General features: G+C 35.1%; 31 protein-coding genes. 26 read left to right on the forward strand and 5 right to left on the reverse strand.

Features of this window, described 5'->3' with window-relative positions; translation table 11 throughout:
* Positions 1 to 221 precede the first annotated feature (221 nt).
* The 5 genes from ACNQGG_RS07875 to ACNQGG_RS07895 form a co-directional block, all read right to left on the reverse strand.
* Entirely contained in the window at positions 222 to 1,223 is a 1,002-nt protein-coding gene (locus ACNQGG_RS07875) for a hypothetical protein (RefSeq protein ID WP_417962805.1), read from the reverse strand.
* A 16-nt stretch (positions 1,224 to 1,239) separates the two neighbouring features.
* Complete coding sequence (locus ACNQGG_RS07880) at positions 1,240 to 2,157, reverse strand: hypothetical protein (protein ID WP_417962807.1); 918 nt, start codon at positions 2,155 to 2,157, stop codon at positions 1,240 to 1,242.
* Between the two features lie 20 nt (positions 2,158 to 2,177).
* Positions 2,178 to 3,599, reverse strand: coding sequence for a SusD/RagB family nutrient-binding outer membrane lipoprotein (locus tag ACNQGG_RS07885; protein WP_417962809.1), 1,422 nt, complete (start codon positions 3,597 to 3,599; stop codon positions 2,178 to 2,180).
* Positions 3,600 to 3,618: 19 nt separating this feature from the next.
* Positions 3,619 to 6,756, reverse strand: a complete 3,138-nt coding sequence (locus ACNQGG_RS07890) for a SusC/RagA family TonB-linked outer membrane protein (protein ID WP_417962811.1) — start codon at positions 6,754 to 6,756, stop codon at positions 3,619 to 3,621.
* Between the two features lie 85 nt (positions 6,757 to 6,841).
* Positions 6,842 to 8,545, reverse strand: coding sequence for a BamA/TamA family outer membrane protein (locus ACNQGG_RS07895; RefSeq protein ID WP_417962813.1), 1,704 nt, complete (start codon positions 8,543 to 8,545; stop codon positions 6,842 to 6,844).
* 180 nt (positions 8,546 to 8,725) lie between these two features.
* Between ACNQGG_RS07895 and rpsL the strand changes: the two genes are divergently transcribed.
* The 26 genes from rpsL (at position 8,726) to infA (ending at position 22,810) form a co-directional block, all read left to right on the forward strand.
* Positions 8,726 to 9,109 carry a 30S ribosomal protein S12 gene (gene rpsL / locus ACNQGG_RS07900; RefSeq protein WP_007136570.1) on the forward strand — a complete coding sequence of 128 codons (384 nt, stop codon included), beginning with the start codon at positions 8,726 to 8,728 and terminating at the stop codon, positions 9,107 to 9,109.
* A 74-nt stretch (positions 9,110 to 9,183) separates the two neighbouring features.
* Positions 9,184 to 9,660 carry a 30S ribosomal protein S7 gene (gene rpsG / locus ACNQGG_RS07905; RefSeq protein ID WP_035668130.1) on the forward strand — a complete coding sequence of 159 codons (477 nt, stop codon included), beginning with the start codon at positions 9,184 to 9,186 and terminating at the stop codon, positions 9,658 to 9,660.
* A 10-nt stretch (positions 9,661 to 9,670) separates the two neighbouring features.
* Positions 9,671 to 11,827, forward strand: a complete 2,157-nt coding sequence (gene fusA / locus ACNQGG_RS07910; RefSeq protein ID WP_417962815.1) for an elongation factor G — start codon at positions 9,671 to 9,673, stop codon at positions 11,825 to 11,827.
* Positions 11,828 to 11,838: 11 nt separating this feature from the next.
* Positions 11,839 to 12,144, forward strand: a complete 306-nt coding sequence (gene rpsJ / locus ACNQGG_RS07915; RefSeq protein ID WP_011963470.1) for a 30S ribosomal protein S10 — start codon at positions 11,839 to 11,841, stop codon at positions 12,142 to 12,144.
* Between the two features lie 154 nt (positions 12,145 to 12,298).
* The gene (rplC, locus tag ACNQGG_RS07920) at positions 12,299 to 12,916 is read left to right on the forward strand and encodes a 50S ribosomal protein L3 (RefSeq protein ID WP_039110224.1); all 618 of its coding nucleotides are present in this window, start codon (positions 12,299 to 12,301) and stop codon (positions 12,914 to 12,916) included.
* Positions 12,916 to 13,545, forward strand: a complete 630-nt coding sequence (gene rplD / locus ACNQGG_RS07925) for a 50S ribosomal protein L4 (RefSeq protein ID WP_417962818.1) — start codon at positions 12,916 to 12,918, stop codon at positions 13,543 to 13,545. Before rplC ends, rplD begins: the two co-directional genes overlap by 1 nt.
* A 6-nt stretch (positions 13,546 to 13,551) precedes the next feature.
* Positions 13,552 to 13,842: a 50S ribosomal protein L23 gene (gene rplW, locus ACNQGG_RS07930; RefSeq protein ID WP_104000023.1), complete on the forward strand. Its 291-nt coding sequence runs from the start codon at positions 13,552 to 13,554 to the stop codon at positions 13,840 to 13,842.
* Between the two features lie 6 nt (positions 13,843 to 13,848).
* Positions 13,849 to 14,673 (forward strand): 50S ribosomal protein L2, encoded by an 825-nt coding sequence (gene rplB / locus ACNQGG_RS07935; RefSeq protein WP_035668122.1) that lies wholly within the window; start codon positions 13,849 to 13,851, stop codon positions 14,671 to 14,673.
* A 6-nt stretch (positions 14,674 to 14,679) separates the two neighbouring features.
* Positions 14,680 to 14,958, forward strand: a complete 279-nt coding sequence (gene rpsS, locus ACNQGG_RS07940; protein ID WP_007136562.1) for a 30S ribosomal protein S19 — start codon at positions 14,680 to 14,682, stop codon at positions 14,956 to 14,958.
* 6 nt (positions 14,959 to 14,964) lie between these two features.
* Positions 14,965 to 15,378: a 50S ribosomal protein L22 gene (gene rplV / locus ACNQGG_RS07945; RefSeq protein ID WP_035668120.1), complete on the forward strand. Its 414-nt coding sequence runs from the start codon at positions 14,965 to 14,967 to the stop codon at positions 15,376 to 15,378.
* Positions 15,379 to 15,380: 2 nt separating this feature from the next.
* Positions 15,381 to 16,142, forward strand: coding sequence for a 30S ribosomal protein S3 (rpsC, locus tag ACNQGG_RS07950; RefSeq protein WP_416836432.1), 762 nt, complete (start codon positions 15,381 to 15,383; stop codon positions 16,140 to 16,142).
* 19 nt (positions 16,143 to 16,161) lie between these two features.
* Complete coding sequence (gene rplP / locus ACNQGG_RS07955; protein WP_007803637.1) at positions 16,162 to 16,587, forward strand: 50S ribosomal protein L16; 426 nt, start codon at positions 16,162 to 16,164, stop codon at positions 16,585 to 16,587.
* Positions 16,588 to 16,600: 13 nt separating this feature from the next.
* Complete coding sequence (gene rpmC, locus ACNQGG_RS07960) at positions 16,601 to 16,792, forward strand: 50S ribosomal protein L29 (protein WP_035668115.1); 192 nt, start codon at positions 16,601 to 16,603, stop codon at positions 16,790 to 16,792.
* Between the two features lie 17 nt (positions 16,793 to 16,809).
* Entirely contained in the window at positions 16,810 to 17,070 is a 261-nt protein-coding gene (gene rpsQ / locus ACNQGG_RS07965) for a 30S ribosomal protein S17 (RefSeq protein ID WP_039110222.1), read from the forward strand.
* A gap of 2 nt (positions 17,071 to 17,072) precedes the next feature.
* The gene (gene rplN, locus ACNQGG_RS07970; RefSeq protein ID WP_026717863.1) at positions 17,073 to 17,441 is read left to right on the forward strand and encodes a 50S ribosomal protein L14; all 369 of its coding nucleotides are present in this window, start codon (positions 17,073 to 17,075) and stop codon (positions 17,439 to 17,441) included.
* Between the two features lie 11 nt (positions 17,442 to 17,452).
* Positions 17,453 to 17,767 (forward strand): 50S ribosomal protein L24, encoded by a 315-nt coding sequence (gene rplX, locus ACNQGG_RS07975; RefSeq protein ID WP_282711769.1) that lies wholly within the window; start codon positions 17,453 to 17,455, stop codon positions 17,765 to 17,767.
* 2 nt (positions 17,768 to 17,769) lie between these two features.
* Positions 17,770 to 18,321, forward strand: a complete 552-nt coding sequence (gene rplE / locus ACNQGG_RS07980; RefSeq protein WP_091173704.1) for a 50S ribosomal protein L5 — start codon at positions 17,770 to 17,772, stop codon at positions 18,319 to 18,321.
* Between the two features lie 3 nt (positions 18,322 to 18,324).
* Positions 18,325 to 18,594, forward strand: coding sequence for a 30S ribosomal protein S14 (gene rpsN, locus ACNQGG_RS07985; RefSeq protein ID WP_007136553.1), 270 nt, complete (start codon positions 18,325 to 18,327; stop codon positions 18,592 to 18,594).
* A 123-nt stretch (positions 18,595 to 18,717) separates the two neighbouring features.
* The gene (gene rpsH, locus ACNQGG_RS07990; protein WP_035668108.1) at positions 18,718 to 19,116 is read left to right on the forward strand and encodes a 30S ribosomal protein S8; all 399 of its coding nucleotides are present in this window, start codon (positions 18,718 to 18,720) and stop codon (positions 19,114 to 19,116) included.
* A gap of 17 nt (positions 19,117 to 19,133) precedes the next feature.
* On the forward strand, positions 19,134 to 19,676 hold the full coding sequence (rplF, locus tag ACNQGG_RS07995) for a 50S ribosomal protein L6 (protein WP_416842884.1): 543 nt from the start codon (positions 19,134 to 19,136) through the stop codon (positions 19,674 to 19,676).
* Between the two features lie 11 nt (positions 19,677 to 19,687).
* Complete coding sequence (gene rplR, locus ACNQGG_RS08000; protein ID WP_416842885.1) at positions 19,688 to 20,038, forward strand: 50S ribosomal protein L18; 351 nt, start codon at positions 19,688 to 19,690, stop codon at positions 20,036 to 20,038.
* A gap of 6 nt (positions 20,039 to 20,044) precedes the next feature.
* Entirely contained in the window at positions 20,045 to 20,572 is a 528-nt protein-coding gene (gene rpsE, locus ACNQGG_RS08005; protein ID WP_035668102.1) for a 30S ribosomal protein S5, read from the forward strand.
* Between the two features lie 12 nt (positions 20,573 to 20,584).
* A complete protein-coding gene (gene rpmD, locus ACNQGG_RS08010) occupies positions 20,585 to 20,767 on the forward strand; it encodes a 50S ribosomal protein L30 (protein WP_027310825.1) in 183 nt (60 codons plus the stop codon).
* An 11-nt stretch (positions 20,768 to 20,778) separates the two neighbouring features.
* Positions 20,779 to 21,231 (forward strand): 50S ribosomal protein L15, encoded by a 453-nt coding sequence (gene rplO / locus ACNQGG_RS08015; RefSeq protein WP_417962828.1) that lies wholly within the window; start codon positions 20,779 to 20,781, stop codon positions 21,229 to 21,231.
* Between the two features lie 13 nt (positions 21,232 to 21,244).
* The gene (gene secY, locus ACNQGG_RS08020; protein ID WP_417962830.1) at positions 21,245 to 22,591 is read left to right on the forward strand and encodes a preprotein translocase subunit SecY; all 1,347 of its coding nucleotides are present in this window, start codon (positions 21,245 to 21,247) and stop codon (positions 22,589 to 22,591) included.
* A 3-nt stretch (positions 22,592 to 22,594) separates the two neighbouring features.
* On the forward strand, positions 22,595 to 22,810 hold the full coding sequence (infA, locus tag ACNQGG_RS08025; RefSeq protein WP_007136545.1) for a translation initiation factor IF-1: 216 nt from the start codon (positions 22,595 to 22,597) through the stop codon (positions 22,808 to 22,810).
* The last annotated feature ends 6 nt before the right edge of the window (positions 22,811 to 22,816 follow it).

Here is a 22,816-nt window from a genome sequence, read left to right on the forward strand (position 1 = left end):
CTTTTTCGATTTAAAATTCATACGAGGTTGGGTTTTCCTAATGATTTTTTTTCTTTGCTATTTTTTTTCCGGATTTTAAAGTGTCGATTATAGCTATAATCCCCAATATTTGAAGTTCTTTTTCCATGGTTCAAAGACAAAAAAAAACCATCACTAATGAAAGTGATGGTTTTTTAAAAAATTAATTAGTAGTATAGTTTTCTAAAACTGAGTATAACTTACTATTTTTTATTATTTAATCGTGCATGTTTTGTAGCATCTAGTAGGGTGTTAGCTGTTTTAAGAGTAGCTATCGTAGTAGGAATGCTATTTTTCAAGGTATAAACTCCATTAAGAACTACTATAGTTACTACATATTTTAATGGCGCAGTTATATTTCCTTGTTCATGACCTAAAGTTTTTGAATTTGGCGCAAACTGAGCTTCTTGAGCGAATGTTCCAGAAACATTACTACCACCCCTAGAGTAATCTACAGTAATAGGAATGGTGAATTGAGGAGTGTTCATTGTATGAAGCCCATGATTATCCCAAAGGTCATAATAGATATGATAAGTACCATTAGGGAATTTAGCAGGCGTAACTGTTAATAGTTCAGGACATCCAGATGCAGCTGCTTGGTATATTCCAAGATCTACTAAATTTGCATTTAATACATAGAAATCTAAGTCATATCCGATACCGCATAAAGTTTTAGCTACTGCTCCATCTGAAAAGGCTTTGCTAAAATTAAACTTTAAGTCTAGATTATCAGATAAAGCATTAACTATAGTAAATGATATAGTAGTTGCAGGAACGGAAGCATTAGAAATGTTTACACCACCACCTATTTCTAAGACGAAATTTTCAGTTGGCTCATAAACACCATCACTTAAAATGCTAATATTTCCTGTTACAGATGTAGTATACGCTTTAATTAAAAGTATGTCATCAAATTCAAAATCCGTATGTACAGTTGCTGTACCTGATTTTACTTTCACATGTAAATAAATATCAACGGGTTGGGCATTAGAGAGAGTAACTTTATACTGATATTTCCCTGCAGCTTTTTCATTTACTGTTTGTGTTGCCGCCAATGGCGCAACAAAAGCAACAGTACTCGTAACATTTTGAGCAACTTCAATGGTGCTTTGACCTGTAAGTTCTGGCTCTTCCTGACATCCTACAAAAAGTAGTGCAGTCATTGAAAGTGCTGAAAATATAAATTGTTTGGTTATTTTTTTCATTATCGTTTTTTTTATATTATTCGACTATTCTTTCTAAAACTTCATAAAATTCACGTGGTCCAGAACCAGCAGTAAAGTAACCGTAAGTTCTGTAGATTCTGTCTTTTTTAGTAAGATCATCTTTAGTTACCGTGTTTTGAGGCCCTGGAAATGCACATGCTTTTAGGAATGAAGTCGGGCTTTCCACACAGTTAATTAATGGCTGGCCATTCAGCAACTGTAGTGCTCCTTTGTAAGATTGTGGCGTTTGAACCACACCTGCAGGACTAATTGTAAAATAATGTGTATTGGTAGCTGCTTGAAAAGGACCAGCGTAATCAACAAATCTGTATGTTGTTGCATCAACAGATTCTATTACACGAACATCTCCGTTCCATGAACTTGGAGTCGCGCCAAGTCTCCAGTAATTACTTTCAATAACTCTGTAAGTTCCTGCAAAACGGGTTCCTACAGCAATTTTTGTAGTTTTAGAATTATTATGGACAGTTCCTTCAGAAGTTGTCGTTACATATTTCAAAGTCCAGGCATCTCCAATTTTTAATAAACTGTCATCTGTTGGAAGTGGTTGACCACCTACAGTTAGACCCGTTTTTAATTCATTGTATGTAACGTTAAAATCAATAATTTGATTTTTTGGTGTAGCTGGAATATCGATTGTTTTGAATAATACTTCGTTGCTTTTTACGCCAGCCACATTTGTGAATGATTTGTAAATTTCAATTTTTGTAGTTAAAACCGCACCTTGAAAAACCGTAAGTTTTACCGGATATTTGAAGTCGTTTCCGTTTCCAACCACATATCCTACTAATCCTGAATTTACAGTTAATAAGCCACCAGTTTCTGCTCCACCTGTTAGTGCATCACTGTCTTTCTCACATGAAAAAAGACCAGCTAAGACTAAAAGAGCTAAAGAATATAATTTAAATTTTTTCATTTTTTTCTTTTTAAATATTATTATTTCATCCACCAAAGACGAGATGTTAATTTATCTCCACCTGTTAATGTTGCAGTTGCAGCATCATAATTTACTCTGTTAAGTGAAATTTCCTGTGAATTAAAATATAATCTTGAAGGAATACTAGCTTCTTTTGCTTCAACTACCGGGGATAAAGCTGGATACCCTGTTCTTCTCCATTCTGTCCAAGCTTCAAAACCCTGACCAAACAAAGCAAACCAAGTTTGTTCACCAATTTTAATCCTCGCATCAGCCTGATTATTAAATTCGATGTTAGGCAGCGCTACATAAGCTGCGGCACTTGCTTCAATCCCGTTGAATTTAAAGTTAGCAGTGATGCCGTTTTTATAATGAAGTAATGCAGCTGCATTACCTCCGGAAACATATCCTTCGTTGATTGCTGCAGCCAATAAAAATTCGGATTGTGCGTAAGATAAAATAACACCAGGGAAAGTAGGATTTAGATAAAAGGTCCCTATAGATGAAAATCCAAGATAATTCCCTGAATTTTCAACACCTGGGGTATTTCCAACATATAATCCAGCATTATTTTTTTGTGCATATACAGCTAATCTAGGATCTGCTAATGCTTGTAATTTATTTACCAAAACAGAACTCACTTTATATTCAGTTCGTGTACCAAAAATGACAGTTTCATAAATTGGATTTGCATCCGGTTGAGCTGGTAAATATTTCAATTGAGCACTATCATCATTAGAAGACATTAATTGTCCTGCATTTACTAATGCTTGAAGTTGAGCGCTGACATTTTTAGCTTTAGAAATTCTCATTAGAGCTTTTAACTTTAATGAATTAGCTAATTTTCTCCATTTTGAAGTGTTTCCAGCATATACTAAATCAGAAGTAACAGGAACAAGACCTGTACCATTTGCCAATAGTACATCTGCACGAGTCAACATGTCTAGTATACCATCGTAAACAACTTCCTGGCTGTCATAAGCTGGTTTTAAATTTCCAACTTGATTAAATTCCTTAAATGGAATTGGACCATATAAATCAGTCAAAATTTGAAATCCATTTGCCTGAAGGACTAATGAAATTCCTTTAAGATTACTATTTCCTTCGGCGTCAGCCAATGTGTACATAGATTGAGCGTCAGCTATAACAGAGGCATATAAATTAGTCCATATGCCGTCTATAGCACCTCTTCTAGGAACATATCGTTCCTCATCGTTGTACTGAACTTTAGACAGGTGCTGAGCCCACACCATACCCATATCTCCACCTTGTTGCATACCATAAATAGTATTCTGGTTGACACGAACAATGTTTCCTAGTAATAAATGTGCAGGAACTGCTACAGCATTATTTGGATCTGTATTCACTTCTTCGAAGTCTTTATCACAACTTGCACTCGAAAGCGCAATCAATGCAATAAATAAAATTGATATTTTTTTCATGATTTTCTAATTATTAGATTTAAAATTTAACTGATAAGTTAAACCCATAAGACCTTGCTGAAGGAATTTGACCAAATTCCATACCTTGATTTGCATTACTGCTACTAAACCCAGTTTCTGGATCAATATGTGGAGCCGCTTTGTATAAAATGGCTAAGTTTCTTGCAACTACAGAAAATTTAATGTCTGTGATTGCTGTACTGTTAAACCATTGTTTTGGGAAAGTATACCCTAAAGACATTTGTCTTAATTTAACATACGTTGCGTCAAAAATAGCACTTTCTTCAATTGTGTTACCATACGCTGATTGATTAAATACTTTTGCACTTACAACTACATTGTTAGGAACAAAACCACCTGCGCCATCAGACATAACTCCATTACCTACAACGCCAGTTTCACGACCAATCAAAGATTCTTCTAAAGTACCAGCATATCTACCCCAGGCATAGGTCATAGAGTGAACATCACCACCAACCTTAGCATCAATTAATGTAGTCATATCAAAACCTTTGTACTTCAAAGTAAAGTTTGCTCCACCAGTCCAATCAGGAGTGATATTACCTAATACTTTTTTATCAGTTTCTATAACAGGTATTCCATTTGCATAAATTACATTTCCATCAGTATCTTTTGAGAATCCTCTACCAACAAGAGAACCATAAGGCTGACCTTCTCTAGCTTCTAAAGTAATACCCCATTGTTGACCTAATATGTAAGTATCTAATCCACCAAGTGAAGTTACAGTATTCTTATTTTTGGCAAAGTTTAAATCGATGTCAAAGCTAAAATCTTTAGATTTTAAAGCGGTAACGCCTAATTGCAACTCAATACCTTTGTTTTCCATTGAGGCAATGTTGTCCCAAACGCTTGTGAATCCTGTTGATGCTGAAACTTGAATCGGCACTAATAAATCAGAACTCTTTTTTGTGTAATACGTACCTGCAAAACGCAATCTGTTTTGGAAAGCATTTAAATCAATACCAAATTCCGTTCCAATAATTGTTTCCGGTCTTAAGTTTGGATTAAATTGGGTATTTGGCGTAGAAGCCTGATTTCCCCAACCATTATTTTGAAGATTGTAAGTAGAGTTTAAATTATACGCTCCTAAAGCTCCAGTTCCACCTACTTTAGACCATCCACCTCTTAATTTGATATAATTAACAGCCGATCCAGTTGTATTTAAAAGTTCAGATAAAACTAAAGATCCAGATACTGCAGGGTAGAAAAATGAATTGTTTTTTGATGGTAATACACTTGCCCAATCATTTCTACCAGAAAAATCAACATAGAAATAATTTTTGTAAGACACTTGACCAAAACCATACATAGATCCAATTCTTACTTCATTGTAATTATTTCCAAAAATAGGAGTTGTTCCTGATTTAATATTAGCTAAACTGTAAAAATTAGGCAATTCCAAAGCAGTTATAGTTCCAAATGTTTGAGTAGATTTTCTTCTCATGTGGTTGGCACCAAAATTTACTGTGAAGGCAATGTCTTCAGTAATGTTATTTTTGTACCCTAAAAGCATTTCTGAATTTATTTCAGAATATCTTAAAGAATTTTGAGTGTAAGATCCACTAGGAGCACTGTTTGATCCAATTGCTTGTCTGCCAGTGGTTAGTTGAGAGTATTGATCTAATGAAATTTTACCAGTTGCAGTGAAGTTTTTGAAAATATCATATGCTAAATATGCAGAACCAGTTATTCTGTCTTTATCAAATGTATTTCTATTAGTCGCTAAAACCCAGTAAGGATTGTTTTGAAAGTTGGTGTTCCAGTTAAGAGGAGTTCCTTGCGCAGCAGTTCCTTCAGCAGCTAAAGGCAAATTGTTAAAATCTTTTAAATCACTGAAATTAACATTTCTTGCAGACCAGATAAACTGTTGTGCCACATTCTCATTATCATATCCACCTGTTGGTAAATTATTACTTTTATCATTAAAAAACATTAATGATACACCTGATCTTAGTTTTTCACCAATTTTCAGGTTACCATTTATGCTAGCATTGAATTTTTTAAAATCAGTATGGGGTAACATACCTTTTTCATCAGAGTTACCAACAGACATTCTAAAGTTAGCTTCTTCAGTACCTGAAGATAAGGATAAGTTGTTCGTTGTTGATATAGCTGTTTCGTAGAAATCTCTTACATTATTAGGATGGGAAATCCAAGGTAATGGAGCTCCACCTACTTTGTATGAATCCCATTGAACAAAAGATAATCCTTTGTCTAATGCTGGACCCCAACTTTCATCCACTCCATCATTGTAACCTCCACCTGCACCGTCAACAAATTCAAAATAATCTGAAGTTGCACCCTGACCGTATGAATTTTGGTAATTTGGTACAACTAAAGGGTTTGAAAAAGTCGTGTTTGTATTGAATGAAATTATGCTTTTCCCTTTTCCTGTTTTTCCTGATTTGGTTGTAATTATAATTACACCATTACTTGCTCTAAGACCATATAATGCAGCAGCATTGGGTCCCTTAAGAACGGTCATAGACTCGATGTCATCAGGACTAATACTAGCAACACCATTAGGTAAATCACGACCACCATTAGCATCGGCATTACCAGCTGATGAATTGTCAAAAGGCACGCCATCAACAACAAATAAAGCTTGGTTATTTCCAGTAATTGAAGAGTTTCCTCTTAATACTACTCTTGAAGATGCCCCAACCGCTCCTGAGCTATTGGTTACTTGAACTCCGGCAATTTTACCACTCAAGGCATTTACTAAGTTGCTTTCTCTTGCTTCAGTAAGGGCTTCTCCTTTTACACTTTGTGCAGCATAGCCTATTGCTTTTTCTGATCTCTTGATTCCTAAAGCTGTTACAATAACACCTTCAAGTTCTAAAGCGACACTTGCTAATTTTACATTGATAACAGATGAACTCGATTTAACTTCTTGGGTTTTCATTCCGATGTAGCTAAAAACCAAGACCTGACTTGGTGTTGCTTTGATAGAATATTTCCCGTCAAAATCAGTTTGTGTTCCAGTATTTGTCCCTTTTAATAATACACTCACACCTGGTATAGGTAATCCGGTATTATCAGAAACAATTCCTGAAACAGCTCTTTCTTGCGCAAAAGTTAGTTGCGCCACAAGTACTATTAATAGTACTAAGAATCCATTGAACTTTAGTTTCATTTTTTATAATTTTGAATTAGTGAGACAAAAATCTTAATAATTTGTTAACTTTCCTAACATTTGAAATGATTTTTTATGCACGCATTCAAAATTTAACATTATAACATATGTGAATGATAGTGTTATAAAAATTTAGTTTTTGGATTTTAGTGCCTCCGTTTGCAAAAGCTAATTTTAATAATCCATTTTTTGTTTGTATGCCTAATCCTAGTCCCAGTCCTATTAGTCCCGTTTTTTGATTGCTCTCTTTTGTAATTGTTGGGTCTTTGTATGTGCTGTAATCTATAATGGAATGAATGTATAAACTAGGGGAAAGAGTATGTCGATATTCTGTTAATATTGATGTTAAAAAATTTGCTTGAAGACTGTTTTCTTCGAATCCTCGAATGGAATTTATTCCGCCAAAACGAAATAATTCATTTATGATGTAAGTATTGCTTTGTAAAAAATAATTTTGACTTTTTATGTTGATGCTATTCTTTTCGTCTAGATTGAGATTATGCGTAGCTTCGAGATTGATATAAAATTGTTTGTTTGCCGTTGTTTCGGATAAATTATGGGAGTTTCTTTTTCCGAATCCAATTGTAAGTATGAGGGTTGGTTTTTTTGAAAAAACGGAATTGGTGTTATTTTTTGTGTATTCGAAATCTAAAGTCCAAAATGAGTTTTTGTAGTCTCGGAGTTCCTCGTTGTTAGTGTTTTGAATATCGCTGGATTCAGTTGATTCGTGGCCTACGTAAAATCGAGTGTTGTAATTGATGAAATAACCTAAATTGATTCCTGTTTTTGTGTTTTGGTAGGTGCTGTCTTGTTTGAAAATGGCAAGGTGGGCTTTTAATCCGATTGGAGTTCTAAGTAAATAGGGTAATTCTATATTAGTTTTAAATGTTTTTTGTTTGTTTCCGTCGTTTTTCCAATAGATTGAAAATTCTTCTCCTGCTCGTAAAGTGTTTTCTAAGTGTATGTCCAAATAGCCGTTAAAAGTTGTTTTTTTGTTCTCGTTGTTAGAAAATCCTAGGAACCCGTCAAAAGTATTTGACTTTCTTTTTTGAAGATAGACGTATATTTTTGTAGTGTCCTTTGTGAATAAAATTTCAGGATATTTTACTTGACTTACAAATTTAAATTTTTCGAATTCATTGTGTATTTCATCAACAATGTTTTTATTAAAGGTTTTGTTTTGGTATTTGTGATTGATTTGTGTTGTGTATCCTTTAGGGAAGTTTGTTTTATTGTTCTTTTCAATATGTATAATTTCAATTGCATTTAATTTTCTTTTCTTATCGGATGTGACTTCTAAATCAGCGTAAAGTGTTTGGTTTATGTTTAAAATATTAATCAGCTTTAATTTCGCTAAAGCAAAACCCTTTTGTTGAAACTTATGTAGAGCGTTGTTTAAGAAGGTTTCTGTTTCTTTATATCCGATAACGATGGTGTCTTTTGTTTTGTTAGTTCTAATAGAGTTAAACAGTTCTTTGTTTTTACCTATATATATATGTATTGTTTTGATTTTTTTTCCGAGAATTATTTTTGTGACATAGCTAGAGTCATTTAATTTGATATTGTCAGTTATGTTGTTTTCAATAAATCCTATTTTAGAGAGTTTGTCTGATATTCGAGTTGTTTCGTCAAGGATAGATTTTGTGTTTTTATGATTTGAATTGTAATTCAATGAATCTATAGTTTTTGTTTCGGAATCTGAGTTGCCAATTATTTGCAATTGAAAATTTTGAGCAGGACAACGCAATCCAAAGTTCAATAATAAAATTAAAAGTAGCAAAGGTTTCAAATGAGTATGTGTTTTAATAAATGTAATACAAATATCTGTGGTTTGTAATAAAAATCAAACGGCAAAATAATGTTATTGAAAATTAATAGTTTAACGTTTGTAGAGTGGAAAATATTTTCTACATTTGCAACCCCGTAAAAAGCGGGAATTTAATATAATAAGAAATTTTTAGTATTAATTATGCCAACAATTCAACAATTAGTAAGAACAGGAAGAACTCAGATAACTAAGAAGAGTAAATCGGTTGCTTTAGATTCTTGTCCTCAAAGAAGAGGGGTTTGTACGCGTGTTTACACTACAACACCAAAAAAACCAAACTCTGCAATGCGTAAAGTAGCGCGTGTACGTTTGACAAATGGTAATGAAGTGAATGCTTACATCCCTGGTGAAGGACACAATTTACAAGAGCACTCGATAGTATTAGTTAGGGGTGGAAGGGTAAAGGATTTACCAGGAGTTAGATATCACATCGTTCGTGGTGCGCTTGATACGTCAGGAGTAGCAGGAAGAACGCAAAGAAGATCTAAGTATGGAGCAAAACGCCCAAAAGAAGCAAAAAAGTAATTTAAAAAGTTATTTCTTGTAGAGATGTGATTCGTTACAGCTGTATGGGTATGACATTTTATTAAAAAAAAGACATGAGAAAAAGAGCGGCAAAGAAAAGACCACTTTTACCAGATCCAAGGTTTAATGACCAACTGGTAACACGTTTTGTGAACAACTTAATGTGGGATGGAAAAAAATCGACAGCGTTTAAAGTATTTTATGATGCGATTGACATCATTGAGTCTAAAAAACAAGATGCAGAGAAACCATCATTAGAAATTTGGAAAGATGCGTTAACTAATGTTATGCCTCACGTAGAAGTACGTAGTCGTAGAGTAGGTGGAGCTACATTTCAGATTCCAATGCAAATTCGTCCAGATAGAAAAATTTCTATGGCAATGAAGTGGTTAATACTTTATTCTAGAAGAAGAAACGAAAAATCTATGGCTCAAAGGTTAGCTTCAGAATGTTTAGCTGCGGCTAAAGAAGAAGGAGCGGCTGTTAAGAAAAGAATGGATACTCACAAAATGGCAGAGGCTAATAAAGCTTTCTCTCACTTTAGATTTTAATTCTTAAGAAATGGCTAGAGATCTTAAATATACAAGAAATATAGGAATTGCTGCTCACATTGATGCTGGTAAAACAACAACGACGGAGCGTATATTATTCTATACAGGAAAATCACACAAAATTGGCGAAGTGCATGATGGTGCTGCAACAATGGACTGGATGGCGCAAGAGCAAGAAAGAGGTATTACAATTACTTCTGCGGCTACTACATGTGAATGGAATTTTCCTACTACACAAGGTAAAGTGTTGCCTGAAACATTGCCTTATCACTTTAATATTATTGATACACCGGGACACGTTGACTTTACAGTTGAAGTGAACCGTTCTTTGCGTGTACTTGATGGTTTGGTTTTCTTATTTAGTGCGGTTGATGGTGTTGAACCGCAATCAGAAACTAACTGGAGATTGGCAGATCAGTACCATGTACCGCGTATTGGTTTTGTTAATAAAATGGACAGACAAGGATCTAACTTTTTGATGGTATGTCAACAAGTAAGAGATATGTTAAAATCTAATGCGGTTGCAATCACTTTGCCAATTGGTGAAGAAAATGATTTTAAAGGGGTTGTCGATTTAGTTAAAAATCAAGCTATAGTATGGCATGAAGAGGGTCTAGGAGCAACTTATGATATTGTGCCTATTCCAGAAGATATGCTTGAAGAGGTTAAAGAATACAGATCGATTCTTATTGAAGCAGTTGCTGATTATGATGAGACTTTGCTTGAAAAATTCATGGAAGATGAAAACTCTATTACAGAGGAGGAAATCAACATTGCATTAAGAGCAGCTGTAATGGATATGGCTATCATCCCGATGATTGCTGGTTCTTCCTTTAAGAATAAAGGAGTTCAATTCATGCTTGATGCAGTATGTAAATATTTGCCATCTCCAATGGACAAAGCGGGTATCGAAGGAATTCATCCTGATGATGCTGATTTGTTAGAAGAAGATCAAACTAAAATTTTGCGTAAGCCAGATGTTAAAGAGCCATTCGCTGCTTTAGCTTTTAAAATTGCTACTGATCCATTCGTAGGTCGTTTAGCATTTTTCCGTGCTTATTCAGGTCGTTTGGACGCAGGTTCTTACGTTTTGAATACACGTTCTGGAAACAAAGAAAGAATTTCTCGTATCTATCAAATGCATGCTAACAAACAAAACCCAATCGAATATATCGAAGCGGGTGATATTGGAGCGGCAGTTGGATTTAAAGATATTAAAACTGGAGATACTTTGTGTGATGAAAAACACCCAATTATTCTAGAAAGTATGAAATTCCCAGCGCCAGTAATTGGTATTGCAATTGAGCCTAAAACTAAGGCTGACGTAGATAAAATGGGTATGGCTTTAGCTAAATTAGCTGAAGAGGATCCTACTTTTACTGTTAGAACAGATGAGGCTTCGGGTCAAACTATTATCTCAGGTATGGGTGAGCTTCACTTAGATATCTTAGTTGATAGAATGAAACGTGAATTTAAAGTTGAAGTAAACCAAGGTGAGCCTCAAGTTGAATACAAAGAAGCTTTTACTAAAAAAGCACAGCATAGAGAAACATACAAGAAGCAATCTGGAGGTCGTGGTAAATTCGGTGATATCGTGTTTATACTTGAGCCAGCAGATGAAGTTGACGGTAAAGCTCCAGTTGGATTGCAGTTTGTAAATGCAGTAAAAGGTGGTAACGTTCCTAAAGAATATATTCCATCAGTTGAAAAAGGTTTCAGAGAAGCTATGAAAACAGGTCCTTTAGCAGGATATCAAGTAGATAGTTTGAAAGTAACTTTATTAGACGGATCTTTCCACCCGGTGGATTCTGATGCACTTTCTTTTGAACTTGCAGCAAGAATGGGGTATAGAGAGGTGGCTAAAGCAGCTGGTGCTGTTATATTAGAGCCAATCATGAAAATGGAAGTGATTACACCAGAAGAAAACATGGGAGATATCGTAGGTGATATCAACCGTCGTAGAGGTCAGGTGAATGATATGGGAGATAGAGCTGGTGCAAAAACTATCAAAGCAGATGTGCCATTATCTGAAATGTTTGGATACGTTACTACGTTAAGAACGCTTTCATCTGGTAGAGCAACGTCTACTATGGAATTTTCACATTACTCTGAAACGCCTTCTAATATTTCAGAAGCAGTTATCAAAAAAGCAAAAGGAAACGCATAATCTTTAAGAAAATGAGTCAAAAAATCAGAATAAAATTAAAATCTTACGATCACATGTTGGTAGATAAGTCTGCTGAAAAGATCGTAAAAACGGTAAAAAGTACCGGTGCAGTTGTTACAGGGCCAATTCCATTGCCAACTCACAAAAAACTTTTTACAGTGCTACGTTCTCCACACGTTAACAAAAAAGCGAGAGAGCAATTTGAAGTAATGTCATACAAGAGATTAATTGACATTTATTCATCTTCATCTAAAACTATTGATGCGTTAATGAAACTTGAATTACCAAGTGGAGTTGAAGTTGAAATCAAAGTTTAAGTAGTTTAAGAGTAAAAAAGGACGCTGTTTTTAATCGAAAATTATTTTTTTGGTTTGTGTGTAAATAAGTTATACATTTGCACCCACTAAAAAAATAGGATTCGGTTAAAAGCTGCGTTCTATATTTATATTTAATAATTAATAATTAATAATTATGTCTGGGTTAATTGGTAAAAAAATCGGCATGACTAGCATTTTCGACGAGAACGGGAAGAATATTCCTTGTACAGTAATCGAAGCTGGACCATGTGTTGTTACCCAAGTCAGAACCAAAGGTGTTGACGGGTACGAAGCGTTGCAACTTGGTTTCGATGACAAAAACGAGAAACATTCCACAAAAGCGGCTTTAGGTCACTTTAAAAAAGCGGGAACTGTAGCTAAGAAAAAAGTCGTTGAATTCCGAGATTTCGCAACCGAACAAAATTTAGGAGATCTTATTGATGTTTCTATTTTTCAAGAAGGAGAATTTGTGGATGTACAAGGTGTATCTAAAGGTAAAGGTTTTCAAGGGGTTGTAAAACGTCACGGTTTTGGTGGTGTTGGTCAAGCAACTCACGGTCAACACAACCGTTTAAGAGCGCCAGGTTCTGTAGGAGCTTCTTCTTATCCATCTAGAGTATTTAAAGGAATGCGTATGGCTGGAAGAATGGGAGGAGACAATGTAAAAGTTCAAAACCTTAGAGTTTTAAAAGTAGTTGCTGAAAAGAACCTACTTGTTATTAAAGGATGTGTTCCTGGATGTAACAACTCTTATGTAATCATTCAGAAGTAATGGAAGCAAAAGTATTAGATTTCAACGGAAAAGATACTGGAAGAAAAGTTCAACTTTCTGATTCAGTATTTGGTATAGAACCAAACAATCACGCAGTATACCTTGATGTAAAGCAATATCTTGCTAATCAAAGACAAGGAACGCACAAAGCTAAAGAAAGAGCTGAAGTTGCGGGAAGTACGCGTAAGATTAAAAAACAAAAAGGAACTGGTACTGCTCGTGCGGGTAGTGCAAAGAATCCATTATTTAAAGGTGGTGGAACAGTTTTCGGACCAAGACCAAGAAGTTATTCATTTAAATTGAATAAAAGCTTGAAACGTTTGGCAAGAAAATCTGCTTTCTCAATTAAAGCAAAAGAGTCGAACATTATCGTACTTGAAGATTTTAATTTTGAAACACCAAACACTAAAAATTTCATCAACGTTTTGAAAGCTTTAGAGTTAGAAAATAAAAAATCCCTGTTTGTCTTGGGTGATACAAATAAAAATGTATATTTGTCGTCACGCAATTTAAAAGGCTCTAACGTGGTAAGTAGCTTAGAATTAAGTACTTACGCTATCTTAAACGCTAATAATTTAGTGCTTTTAGAGAGTTCTTTGGAGATAATTGAAGAAAATTTAAGTAAATAATAGGATATGAGCATCATAATTAAGCCTATAGTAACGGAAAAAGTAACCAAAGAAAGTGAAGTTTTAAACCGCTTCGGATTTGTTGTTGACAAAAAAGCAAACAAAGTACAAATTAAGAAAGCTGTTGAAGCTGCTTATGGAGTAACTGTTTTGAGTGTTAACACCATGAACGTAAGACCGGATAGAACTACTAAATACACTAAAAGTGGTTTAATCAGTGGAAAGACTAATGCAATTAAAAAAGCAATTGTTCAAGTACAAGAAGGAGAAACAATTGATTTTTACAACAATATCTAAGATAAAATGTCAGTAAGAAAATTAAAACCTATTACCCCAGGTCAGCGATTTAGAGTTGTGAATGGTTATGACGCCATTACAACTGATAAGCCGGAACGCTCTTTGATAGCGCCGATAAAAAACTCTGGTGGTAGAAATAGTCAAGGAAAGATGACCATGCGTTATACGGGTGGTGGTCACAAGCAGAGATATCGTATCATTGATTTTAAACGTACAAAAGAAGGAATTCCTGCTACGGTTAAGTCAATTGAATATGATCCAAATCGTACTGCATTTATCGCTTTGTTAGCGTATGCTGATGGGGAGAAAACGTATGTTATTGCTCAAAACGGATTGAAAGTTGGTCAGAAATTAGTTTCTGGTCCTGAATCTCAACCTGAAATTGGTAATACTTTACCTTTAAGTAGAGTTCCACTTGGAACTGTGATTTCTTGTATTGAATTGAGACCAGGTCAGGGAGCTGTAATAGCTCGTTCTGCTGGAACATTTGCTCAATTAATGGCAAGAGATGGAAAATATGCTACAATTAAAATGCCTTCTGGAGAAACAAGATTAATCTTGTTGACGTGTTCGGCTACAATTGGAGCGGTTTCTAATTCAGATCACCAATTAGTTGTGTCAGGAAAAGCTGGTAGAACAAGATGGTTAGGAAGAAGACCTAGAACAAGACCTGTTGCAATGAACCCTGTCGATCACCCAATGGGTGGTGGTGAAGGACGTTCTTCTGGTGGACATCCACGTTCAAGAAATGGAATACCAGCTAAAGGTTATAGAACTCGTTCTAAGAAAAACCCGAGTAACAAGTATATCGTAGAACGTAGAAAGAAATAATAAGATATGGCACGTTCATTAAAAAAAGGACCTTTCGTTCATTATAAGTTAGACAAGAAAGTTCAGGAAAACATTGCAGGTGGAAACAAAGGAGTGGTTAAGACATGGTCTAGAGCTTCTATGATTACTCCAGACTTTGTTGGACAAACTATCGCAGTTCATAACGGTCGTCAATTTGTACCAGTTTACGTAACAGAAAACATGGTAGGTCACAAATTAGGAGAATTTTCACCAACTAGATCTTTTAGAGGTCATGCTGGAGCAAAAAATAAAGGTAAAAAATAAGAAGCAATGGGAGTTCGTAAAAGAGAAACAGCAGATGCAAGAAAAGAGGCTAACAAGTCTTTGGCCTTCGCAAAGTTAAATAACTGCCCTACTTCACCTAGAAAAATGCGCTTAGTAGCAGATCTAGTAAGAGGTCAGAAGGTAGAAAGAGCACTTAACATCTTGAGATTCAGTTCTAAAGAAGCTTCAAGAAAATTAGAAAAATTGGTTTTATCTGTTATTGCCAACTGGCAAGCAAAAAACCCTGAAGCTAATATGGAAGAAGCGGGTTTATTTGTTAAGGAAATCCGTGTTGATGGTGGAATGATGTTGAAAAGACTTCGTCCAGCACCACAAGGAAGAGCACACAGAATTAGAAAACGTTCTAACCACGTAACAATCGTGCTTGGAGCTATCAATAACACACAAAGCAATTCTTAAGCATGGGACAAAAGACAAATCCAATTGGAAATAGACTTGGTATCATCAGAGGATGGGACTCAAACTGGTATGGTGGAAATGATTATGGTGATAAACTTGCCGAAGATCACAAAATTAGAAAGTATATCCATGCTCGTTTATCAAAAGCTAGTGTATCAAAAGTAATCATCGAGAGAACTTTAAAACTTGTAACCGTTACTATCACTACAGCCAGACCTGGTATTATTATCGGAAAAGGTGGACAAGAGGTAGACAAGTTGAAAGAAGAACTTAAGAAAATTACTGACAAAGAGGTTCAAATCAACATCTTTGAAATCAAAAGACCTGAACTTGACGCGTATCTAGTTGCTACAAGCATCTGTCGTCAAATCGAAAGCAGAATTTCTTACAGACGTGCAATCAAAATGGCTATTGCTGCTTCTATGCGTATGAACGCAGAAGGTATTAAAGTTTTGATTTCTGGTCGTTTGAATGGTGCTGAGATGGCACGTTCAGAAGGTTTCAAAGAAGGTAGAATTCCTCTATCAACTTTCAGAGCTGATATTGATTATGCTTTGGCTGAAGCTCATACTACTTATGGTAGAATGGGAATCAAAGTGTGGATCATGAAAGGTGAAGTTTATGGAAAGAGAGATCTTTCCCCGCTTGCAGGAATGGATAAAAAACAATCCGGAACTGGTGGTGGTAAAGGTGGCGAGTCTCCTAGAGGAGATAGAAAGCCTTTTAATAAAGGTGGAAAACCAGACGCTCGTAAAAGAAAGTAAATTTTTAAACTAAAGAAAAATGTTACAGCCTAAAAGAACAAAATACCGTAAGGTACAAAAGGGTAAAATGAAAGGAAATTCTCAAAGAGGACATGAACTTTCTAATGGAATGTTTGGTATTAAATCTGTACATGAAGATGGAATGTTCTTAACTTCTCGTCAAATCGAAGCTGCGCGTATCGCTGCAACTCGTTTTATGAAGAGAGAGGGACAATTATGGATCAAAATATTTCCAGACAAACCAATTACTAAGAAACCTCTTGAGGTACGTATGGGTAAAGGAAAAGGAGCCGTTGAATATTGGGCTGCTGTTGTTAAACCCGGAAGAATTATGTTTGAAGTTGGAGGAGTACCTTTGTCAGTTGCAAAAGAGGCGTTACGTCTTGCGGCTCAAAAGCTTCCAGTAAAAACTAAATTCGTTGTTGCTAGAGATTTCGAAGCATAATTTATATTATATTATGAAACAATCAGAAATAAAAGATCTTTCTGCAGCGGAGTTGCAAGAAAAACTTAGCCAGACTAAGAAGGCATATGCCGACCTAAAAATGGCTCACGCTATTTCTCCAATTGAGAACCCACTTCAAATTAGAAGTGTAAGAAGAACAGTTGCAAGATTAGCTACGGAACTTACTAAAAGAGAGTTGCAATAATTGTAATCTGCTGAAAGATGGAAGAAAAAAGAAATTTAAGAAAAGAAAGAGTTGGTGTTGTAACTTCGGACAAGATGGATAAATCTATTGTTGTTGCAGAAGTGCGTAAAGTTAAACACCCATTATACGGTAAGTTCGTGTTGAAAACTAAAAAGTATCACGCACACGACGAAAAGAACGACTGCAACATTGGAGATACTGTAAGGATTAGCGAAACGCGTCCTATGAGTAAAACAAAATGTTGGAGGTTAGTTGAAATCCTAGAAAGAGCTAAATAATTATGGTACAACAAGAATCAAGACTAAAAGTAGCAGATAACACTGGAGCAAAGGAAGTTTTAACTATCCGTGTTTTAGGAGGTACCAAAAGAAGGTATGCCTCTGTTGGTGACAAGATTGTAGTTTCTATCAAAGATACTGCTCCTAACGGAAGCGTTAAAAAAGGAGCTGTTTCAACTGCAGTTGTTGTACGTACCAAAAAAGAAGTGAGAAGAGCCGATGGTTCATACATTAGATTTGATGACAACGCATGTGTGTTATTAAATGCTGCTGGTGAAATGAGAGGAACTCGTGTTTTTGGTCCGGTAGCAAGAGAACTTCGTGAAAAACAATTCATGAAAATTGTATCATTAGCACCAGAAGTGCTTTAATTCGTTTTAAGATGATAAAGCTAAAAATAAAAACAGGTGACATCGTAAGAGTAATTGCTGGAGACCATAAAGGTGCTGAAGGTAAAGTATTACGTGTTTACCGCGAGAAAAACAAAGCGATTGTTGAAGGTGTAAACATGGTTTCAAAACACACGAAACCTAGTGCAAAAAGCCCTCAAGGTGGTATTGTAAAGAAAGAAGCTTCTATACAGATATCTAATATTTCTTTAATTGATCCTAAAACTAAGGAAACAACTAGAGTGGGTATTAGAGTAGAAGGAGATAAGAAAGTAAGATTTTCAAAAAAATCTAATCAAGTACTATAGTAATGGCGTATATACCTAGACTAAAAGAAGAATATAAGAGCAGAGTAATTGCTGCTCTTAAAGAGGAATTCGGATACGTAAACGTAATGCAAGTTCCAAAATTGGAAAAAATCGTTTTAAGTAAAGGAGTTGGTGCAGCTGTATCTGATAAAAAACTAATCGACTATGCGGTTGATGAGTTAACGAAGATCACTGGACAGAAAGCAGTATCTACAATTTCAAAGAAAGACGTTGCGTCATTCAAATTGAGAAAAGGGATGCCTATTGGAGCAAAAGTTACTTTGCGTGGAGAAAGAATGTATGAGTTTTTAGATAGACTTATTACTTCAGCCTTGCCACGTGTAAGAGATTTCAGCGGTATCAAAGCTACTGGATTTGACGGAAGAGGAAATTACAACCTTGGAGTTTTGGAGCAAATCATTTTCCCGGAAATTGATATTGATAAAGTAAACAAAATTTCAGGAATGGATATCTCTTTTGTAACTAGTGCAAAAACGGATAAAGAAGCAAAGTCTCTATTGACAGAATTAGGATTACCTTTTAAAAAGAATTAAGACATGGCTAAAGAATCAATGAAAGCCCGCGAGGTTAAGAGAGAAAAAACAGTAGCTAAGTATGCTGAGAAAAGAAAAGCTTTGTTAGAAGCTGGAGATTTCGTAGGTTTGCAAAAGTTACCAAAAAATGCTTCGCCAGTTCGTTTGCACAATCGTTGTAAATTAACAGGTAGACCAAGAGGGTATATGCGTCAATTCGGTCTTTCACGTGTTACATTTCGTGAAATGGCAAATAACGGATTGATACCTGGTGTTAAAAAAGCATCTTGGTAAGACGTAATTTATTGCGTCCTGATACAGACTTAACTTACGTTTTGTCTGTATCATAAACATTTATAAATTGGTTTCAGGTTCGGCAAATAGTTTGTTGAAAACCAAAACCGCAAATTAATACACATGTATACAGATCCTATTGCAGATTACTTGACAAGAGTTCGTAACGCTGTGGCTGCAAACCACAAAGTTGTTGAAATTCCTGCATCTAATCTAAAAAAAGAAATAACTAAGATCTTATTTGATCAAGGTTATATCTTGAGTTACAAATTTGAAGACAACGCTGTTCAGGGTTCAATCAAAATCGCTTTGAAGTATGATAAAGATACTAAAGAGTCAGTAATTAAAGATATCCAAAGAATTAGTAAACCAGGTTTACGTAAATATTCAAGTTCTTCAACTATTCCAAGAATCCTTAATGGATTAGGAATTGCTATTGTTTCTACATCAAAAGGTTTGATGACAGGAAAGAAAGCCAGACAGTTAAATGTTGGTGGTGAAGTAATTTGTTACGTATACTAATTTAAAGACTATATAAGATGTCAAGAATAGGTAAAAGTCCGGTTGTAATCCCTGCTGGTGTAACTGTTGAAGTTGCAAATGGTATTATTACAGTAAAAGGAAAAAATGGTCAACTAACTCAGGAGTTTTCGGACGTTACTGTTACAGTTGAAGATGGTCAAGTTCAAGTTGACAGATCGTCTGATCACAAAGACCAAAGAGCAAAACATGGTTTGTACAGATCTTTAATCAATAACATGATTATCGGTGTAACAGATGGTTTTACTAAGTCATTAGAATTGGTAGGAGTTGGTTATAGAGCTTCAAATCAAGGACAAAAATTAGATTTAGCACTTGGTTACTCTCACAATATTGTTTTAGAAATTGCTCCAGAAGTTGTTTTGGAAACTATCTCTGAAAAGGGGAAAAACCCAATTGTGAAATTAACATCATTTGACAAACAACTTTTAGGTCAGGTAGCAGCGAAAATTAGAGGTTTTCGTAAGCCAGAGCCGTACAAAGGAAAAGGTGTTAAATTTGTAGGTGAAGTATTAAGAAGAAAAGCAGGTAAATCAGCTTAAAAAATAAGATTATGTCATTAACAAAACCTGAAAGAAGACAAAGAATTAGATTCAGAATTAGAAAAAGTATTAGTGGTACTGCTACTAATCCAAGACTATCTGTATTTAGAAGTAACAAAGAAATTTACGCTCAACTTATTGATGATGTAAACGGAGTTACTTTATTGGCGGCTTCTTCAAGAGAAAAAGAAATAGGTAACGGTACGAACATTGAAGTTGCTACAGCGGTTGGAAAACTAATTGCTGAAAAAGCTTTAAAAGCTGGGATAGACGTAATAACTTTCGATAGAGGAGGTTATTTATATCACGGTCGTATTAAATCATTAGCGGAAGGCGCAAGAGCGGCTGGACTTAAATTCTAATATAGTATGTCTAATAGTAAATACAAGAATGTAGAGTTAGTAAAACCAAGTGGTCTTGAATTGAAAGATCGTTTGGTAAGTGTAAATCGTGTTACTAAGGTTACAAAGGGAGGTAGAGCTTTTGGTTTTTCTGCTATTGTAGTTGTAGGTGATGAAAATGGAGTGGTTGGACACGGATTAGGAAAATCTAAAGATGTTTCTGAAGCAATTGCGAAAGCAGTAGAAGATGCTAAGAAAAATTTGGTAAAAATTCCTTTGAATGGTCAATCAGTTCCTCACGAACAAAAAGGTAAATTTGGTGGTGCACGTGTATTCTTAATTCCTGCCTCTCATGGTACAGGAGTTATCGCTGGTGGAGCTGTTCGTTCGGTTCTTGAATCAGTTGGGATTCATGATGTATTATCTAAATCTCAAGGATCATCAAATCCTCACAACGTAGTTAAGGCAACTTTTGATGCTTTATTGCAAATGAGAAGTGCTTATACTGTTGCAAAACAAAGAGGCGTTTCTTTAGAAAAAGTTTTTAAAGGTTAATTCAAGGAAATTATGGCTAAATTATTAGTAAAACAAGTTAGAAGCAAAATCAACTGTCCTCTTACTCAAAAGAGAGGATTAGAAGCTTTAGGTCTGCGTAAAATGGGACAAGTTGTAGAGCATGATTCAAACCCTACAATCCTTGGGATGATAAATAAAGTTAAACACTTAGTTTCTGTTGAAGAAGCTAAATAACAAATACTGTTATGAATTTAAGTAACTTACAACCTGCTGAAGGTGCTACACACAATCAAAATAAAAGATTAGGTAGAGGAGAAGGTTCTGGAAAAGGTGGTACTTCTGCAAGAGGGCACAAAGGAGCAAAATCTCGTTCTGGTTATTCTAAAAAGATTGGTTTTGAAGGTGGGCAAATGCCACTTCAAAGACGTGTGCCTAAGTTTGGTTTCACAAACATCAATCGTAAAGAATACGAAGGTGTTAATCTAGATACACTTCAATTATTAGTAGATAATGGTGTGATAACAGATACTGTTGATATGACAGTTTATGTTGCTAATCGTTTGGCTACTAAAAATGAAATCGTTAAGATTTTAGGAAGAGGAGAATTGACAGCGAAATTAAAAGTAACTGCTCACAAATTTACTGCTACTGCAAAAGCTGCTATTGAAGCTGCTGGTGGAGAAGCTGTAACAATATAATTTTTCTATTAAGATGAAGAAATTTATTGAATCATTAAGTAATGTTTGGAAAATTGAGGAACTGAAAAATAGAATCCTAATCACTTTAGGGTTACTTTTAGTTTACCGTTTTGGAGCACACGTTACACTTCCTGGAATTGATGCAACTCAATTAAACAGTTTAGCTGGCCAAACCAAAAACGGTATTGGATCAATTCTAGACATGTTTACAGGAGGTGCTTTCTCTAAAGCTTCGGTTTTTGCTTTAGGTATAATGCCATATATTTCTGCATCTATTGTAGTTCAGTTAATGGGAATTGCGATTCCATATTTGCAAAAGCTTCAAAGTGACGGTGAAAGTGGTAGAAAAAAGATTAATCAAATTACTCGTTGGCTGACAATTGGTATTACACTGGTTCAAGGTCCAACGTACATTTATAATTTGTATAGAACTTTACCTAGTAGTGCTTTTTTGTTAGGATTTGATTCATTTGAATTCTTATTTTCTTCAGTAATTATCTTAGTTACAGGAACGGTATTTGCCATGTGGTTAGGAGAAAAAATTACTGATAAAGGTATTGGTAACGGTATATCATTGTTGATTATGGTTGGTATTTTGGCTAGATTTCCTCAAGCTTTTATCCAAGAGTTTACAACCAGAGTTACTAATAATAATGGTGGACCAATGTTATTGGTTATTGAAATTATCATTTGGTTATTGGTTATTATTGCTTGCGTATTACTTGTAATGGCAGTTCGAAAAATACCTGTTCAGTATGCTCGTCGTACTTCTTCAGGAGATTACGAACAAGATTTAATGGGTGGAAATAGACAATGGATTCCGTTAAAGCTTAATGCTTCGGGAGTTATGCCTATTATCTTTGCTCAGGCAATTATGTTTATTCCTGCTGCAGTGGCCGGTTTATCAAAATCAGATGCATCGCAATCTATTGTTGGCGCTTTTAGTGATATGTTTGGGTTTTGGTATAATTTTGTTTTTGCAACTTTAATTGTTGTATTTACGTTCTTTTATACTGCAATCACGGTTCCTACTAATAAGATGTCTGATGATTTGAAGAGAAGTGGCGGTTTTATTCCTGGTGTTAGGCCTGGAGTTGAAACTTCTGATTTTCTTGACAAAGTGATGTCTTTAATAACTTTTCCAGGATCTTTATTTCTTGCCTTGATAGCTGTGTTCCCAGCAATTGTTGTAAGTCTTATGGATGTTCAACAATCTTGGGCAATGTTTTTTGGAGGTACTTCATTAATAATTATGGTTGGTGTTGCCATAGATACTATTCAACAAATCAATTCATACTTGTTAAACAAACATTATGACGGTTTAATGAAGAGTGGTAAAAATAGAAAAGCAGTAGCTTAACTTATGGCAAAACAATCAGCAATAGAACAAGACGGTTCGATCATTGAAGCATTATCAAATGCGATGTTCCGTGTAGAGTTAGAAAATGGACATATTGTAATCGCACATATATCTGGAAAAATGCGTATGCATTACATCAAGTTATTACCTGGTGATAAAGTGAAACTAGAAATGAGCCCTTACGATTTGTCAAAAGCAAGAATTACTTATAGATATTAAAGGATA

Origin of the sequence: Flavobacterium esculini, assembly GCF_048284325.1 — a bacterium.
GTDB lineage: Bacteria > Bacteroidota > Bacteroidia > Flavobacteriales > Flavobacteriaceae > Flavobacterium.

What these genes read in the sequence shown, in the direction of transcription:
- rplW (WP_104000023.1), top strand. Translation starts at nt 13,552, where the DNA reads ATGAGCATCATAATTAAGCCTATAGTAACGGAAAAAGTAACCAAAGAA.
- rpsH (WP_035668108.1), top strand. Translation starts at nt 18,718, where the DNA reads ATGTATACAGATCCTATTGCAGATTACTTGACAAGAGTTCGTAACGCT.
- rplP (WP_007803637.1), top strand. Translation starts at nt 16,162, where the DNA reads ATGTTACAGCCTAAAAGAACAAAATACCGTAAGGTACAAAAGGGTAAA.
- rplB (WP_035668122.1), top strand. Translation starts at nt 13,849, where the DNA reads ATGTCAGTAAGAAAATTAAAACCTATTACCCCAGGTCAGCGATTTAGA.
- rplV (WP_035668120.1), top strand. Translation starts at nt 14,965, where the DNA reads ATGGGAGTTCGTAAAAGAGAAACAGCAGATGCAAGAAAAGAGGCTAAC.
- rpsC (WP_416836432.1), top strand. Translation starts at nt 15,381, where the DNA reads ATGGGACAAAAGACAAATCCAATTGGAAATAGACTTGGTATCATCAGA.
- rpsJ (WP_011963470.1), top strand. Translation starts at nt 11,839, where the DNA reads ATGAGTCAAAAAATCAGAATAAAATTAAAATCTTACGATCACATGTTG.
- rpsQ (WP_039110222.1), top strand. Translation starts at nt 16,810, where the DNA reads ATGGAAGAAAAAAGAAATTTAAGAAAAGAAAGAGTTGGTGTTGTAACT.
- rpmD (WP_027310825.1), top strand. Translation starts at nt 20,585, where the DNA reads ATGGCTAAATTATTAGTAAAACAAGTTAGAAGCAAAATCAACTGTCCT.
- ACNQGG_RS07880 (WP_417962807.1), bottom strand. Translation starts at nt 2,157, where the DNA reads ATGAAAAAATTTAAATTATATTCTTTAGCTCTTTTAGTCTTAGCTGGT.
- infA (WP_007136545.1), top strand. Translation starts at nt 22,595, where the DNA reads ATGGCAAAACAATCAGCAATAGAACAAGACGGTTCGATCATTGAAGCA.
- secY (WP_417962830.1), top strand. Translation starts at nt 21,245, where the DNA reads ATGAAGAAATTTATTGAATCATTAAGTAATGTTTGGAAAATTGAGGAA.
- rplR (WP_416842885.1), top strand. Translation starts at nt 19,688, where the DNA reads ATGTCATTAACAAAACCTGAAAGAAGACAAAGAATTAGATTCAGAATT.
- rplC (WP_039110224.1), top strand. Translation starts at nt 12,299, where the DNA reads ATGTCTGGGTTAATTGGTAAAAAAATCGGCATGACTAGCATTTTCGAC.
- rplD (WP_417962818.1), top strand. Translation starts at nt 12,916, where the DNA reads ATGGAAGCAAAAGTATTAGATTTCAACGGAAAAGATACTGGAAGAAAA.
- rpsS (WP_007136562.1), top strand. Translation starts at nt 14,680, where the DNA reads ATGGCACGTTCATTAAAAAAAGGACCTTTCGTTCATTATAAGTTAGAC.
- rpmC (WP_035668115.1), top strand. Translation starts at nt 16,601, where the DNA reads ATGAAACAATCAGAAATAAAAGATCTTTCTGCAGCGGAGTTGCAAGAA.
- ACNQGG_RS07890 (WP_417962811.1), bottom strand. Translation starts at nt 6,756, where the DNA reads ATGAAACTAAAGTTCAATGGATTCTTAGTACTATTAATAGTACTTGTG.
- rplF (WP_416842884.1), top strand. Translation starts at nt 19,134, where the DNA reads ATGTCAAGAATAGGTAAAAGTCCGGTTGTAATCCCTGCTGGTGTAACT.
- rpsG (WP_035668130.1), top strand. Translation starts at nt 9,184, where the DNA reads ATGAGAAAAAGAGCGGCAAAGAAAAGACCACTTTTACCAGATCCAAGG.
- rplN (WP_026717863.1), top strand. Translation starts at nt 17,073, where the DNA reads ATGGTACAACAAGAATCAAGACTAAAAGTAGCAGATAACACTGGAGCA.
- rpsE (WP_035668102.1), top strand. Translation starts at nt 20,045, where the DNA reads ATGTCTAATAGTAAATACAAGAATGTAGAGTTAGTAAAACCAAGTGGT.
- rplE (WP_091173704.1), top strand. Translation starts at nt 17,770, where the DNA reads ATGGCGTATATACCTAGACTAAAAGAAGAATATAAGAGCAGAGTAATT.
- rpsL (WP_007136570.1), top strand. Translation starts at nt 8,726, where the DNA reads ATGCCAACAATTCAACAATTAGTAAGAACAGGAAGAACTCAGATAACT.
- rplO (WP_417962828.1), top strand. Translation starts at nt 20,779, where the DNA reads ATGAATTTAAGTAACTTACAACCTGCTGAAGGTGCTACACACAATCAA.
- fusA (WP_417962815.1), top strand. Translation starts at nt 9,671, where the DNA reads ATGGCTAGAGATCTTAAATATACAAGAAATATAGGAATTGCTGCTCAC.
- rplX (WP_282711769.1), top strand. Translation starts at nt 17,453, where the DNA reads ATGATAAAGCTAAAAATAAAAACAGGTGACATCGTAAGAGTAATTGCT.
- ACNQGG_RS07885 (WP_417962809.1), bottom strand. Translation starts at nt 3,599, where the DNA reads ATGAAAAAAATATCAATTTTATTTATTGCATTGATTGCGCTTTCGAGT.
- rpsN (WP_007136553.1), top strand. Translation starts at nt 18,325, where the DNA reads ATGGCTAAAGAATCAATGAAAGCCCGCGAGGTTAAGAGAGAAAAAACA.
- ACNQGG_RS07875 (WP_417962805.1), bottom strand. Translation starts at nt 1,223, where the DNA reads ATGAAAAAAATAACCAAACAATTTATATTTTCAGCACTTTCAATGACT.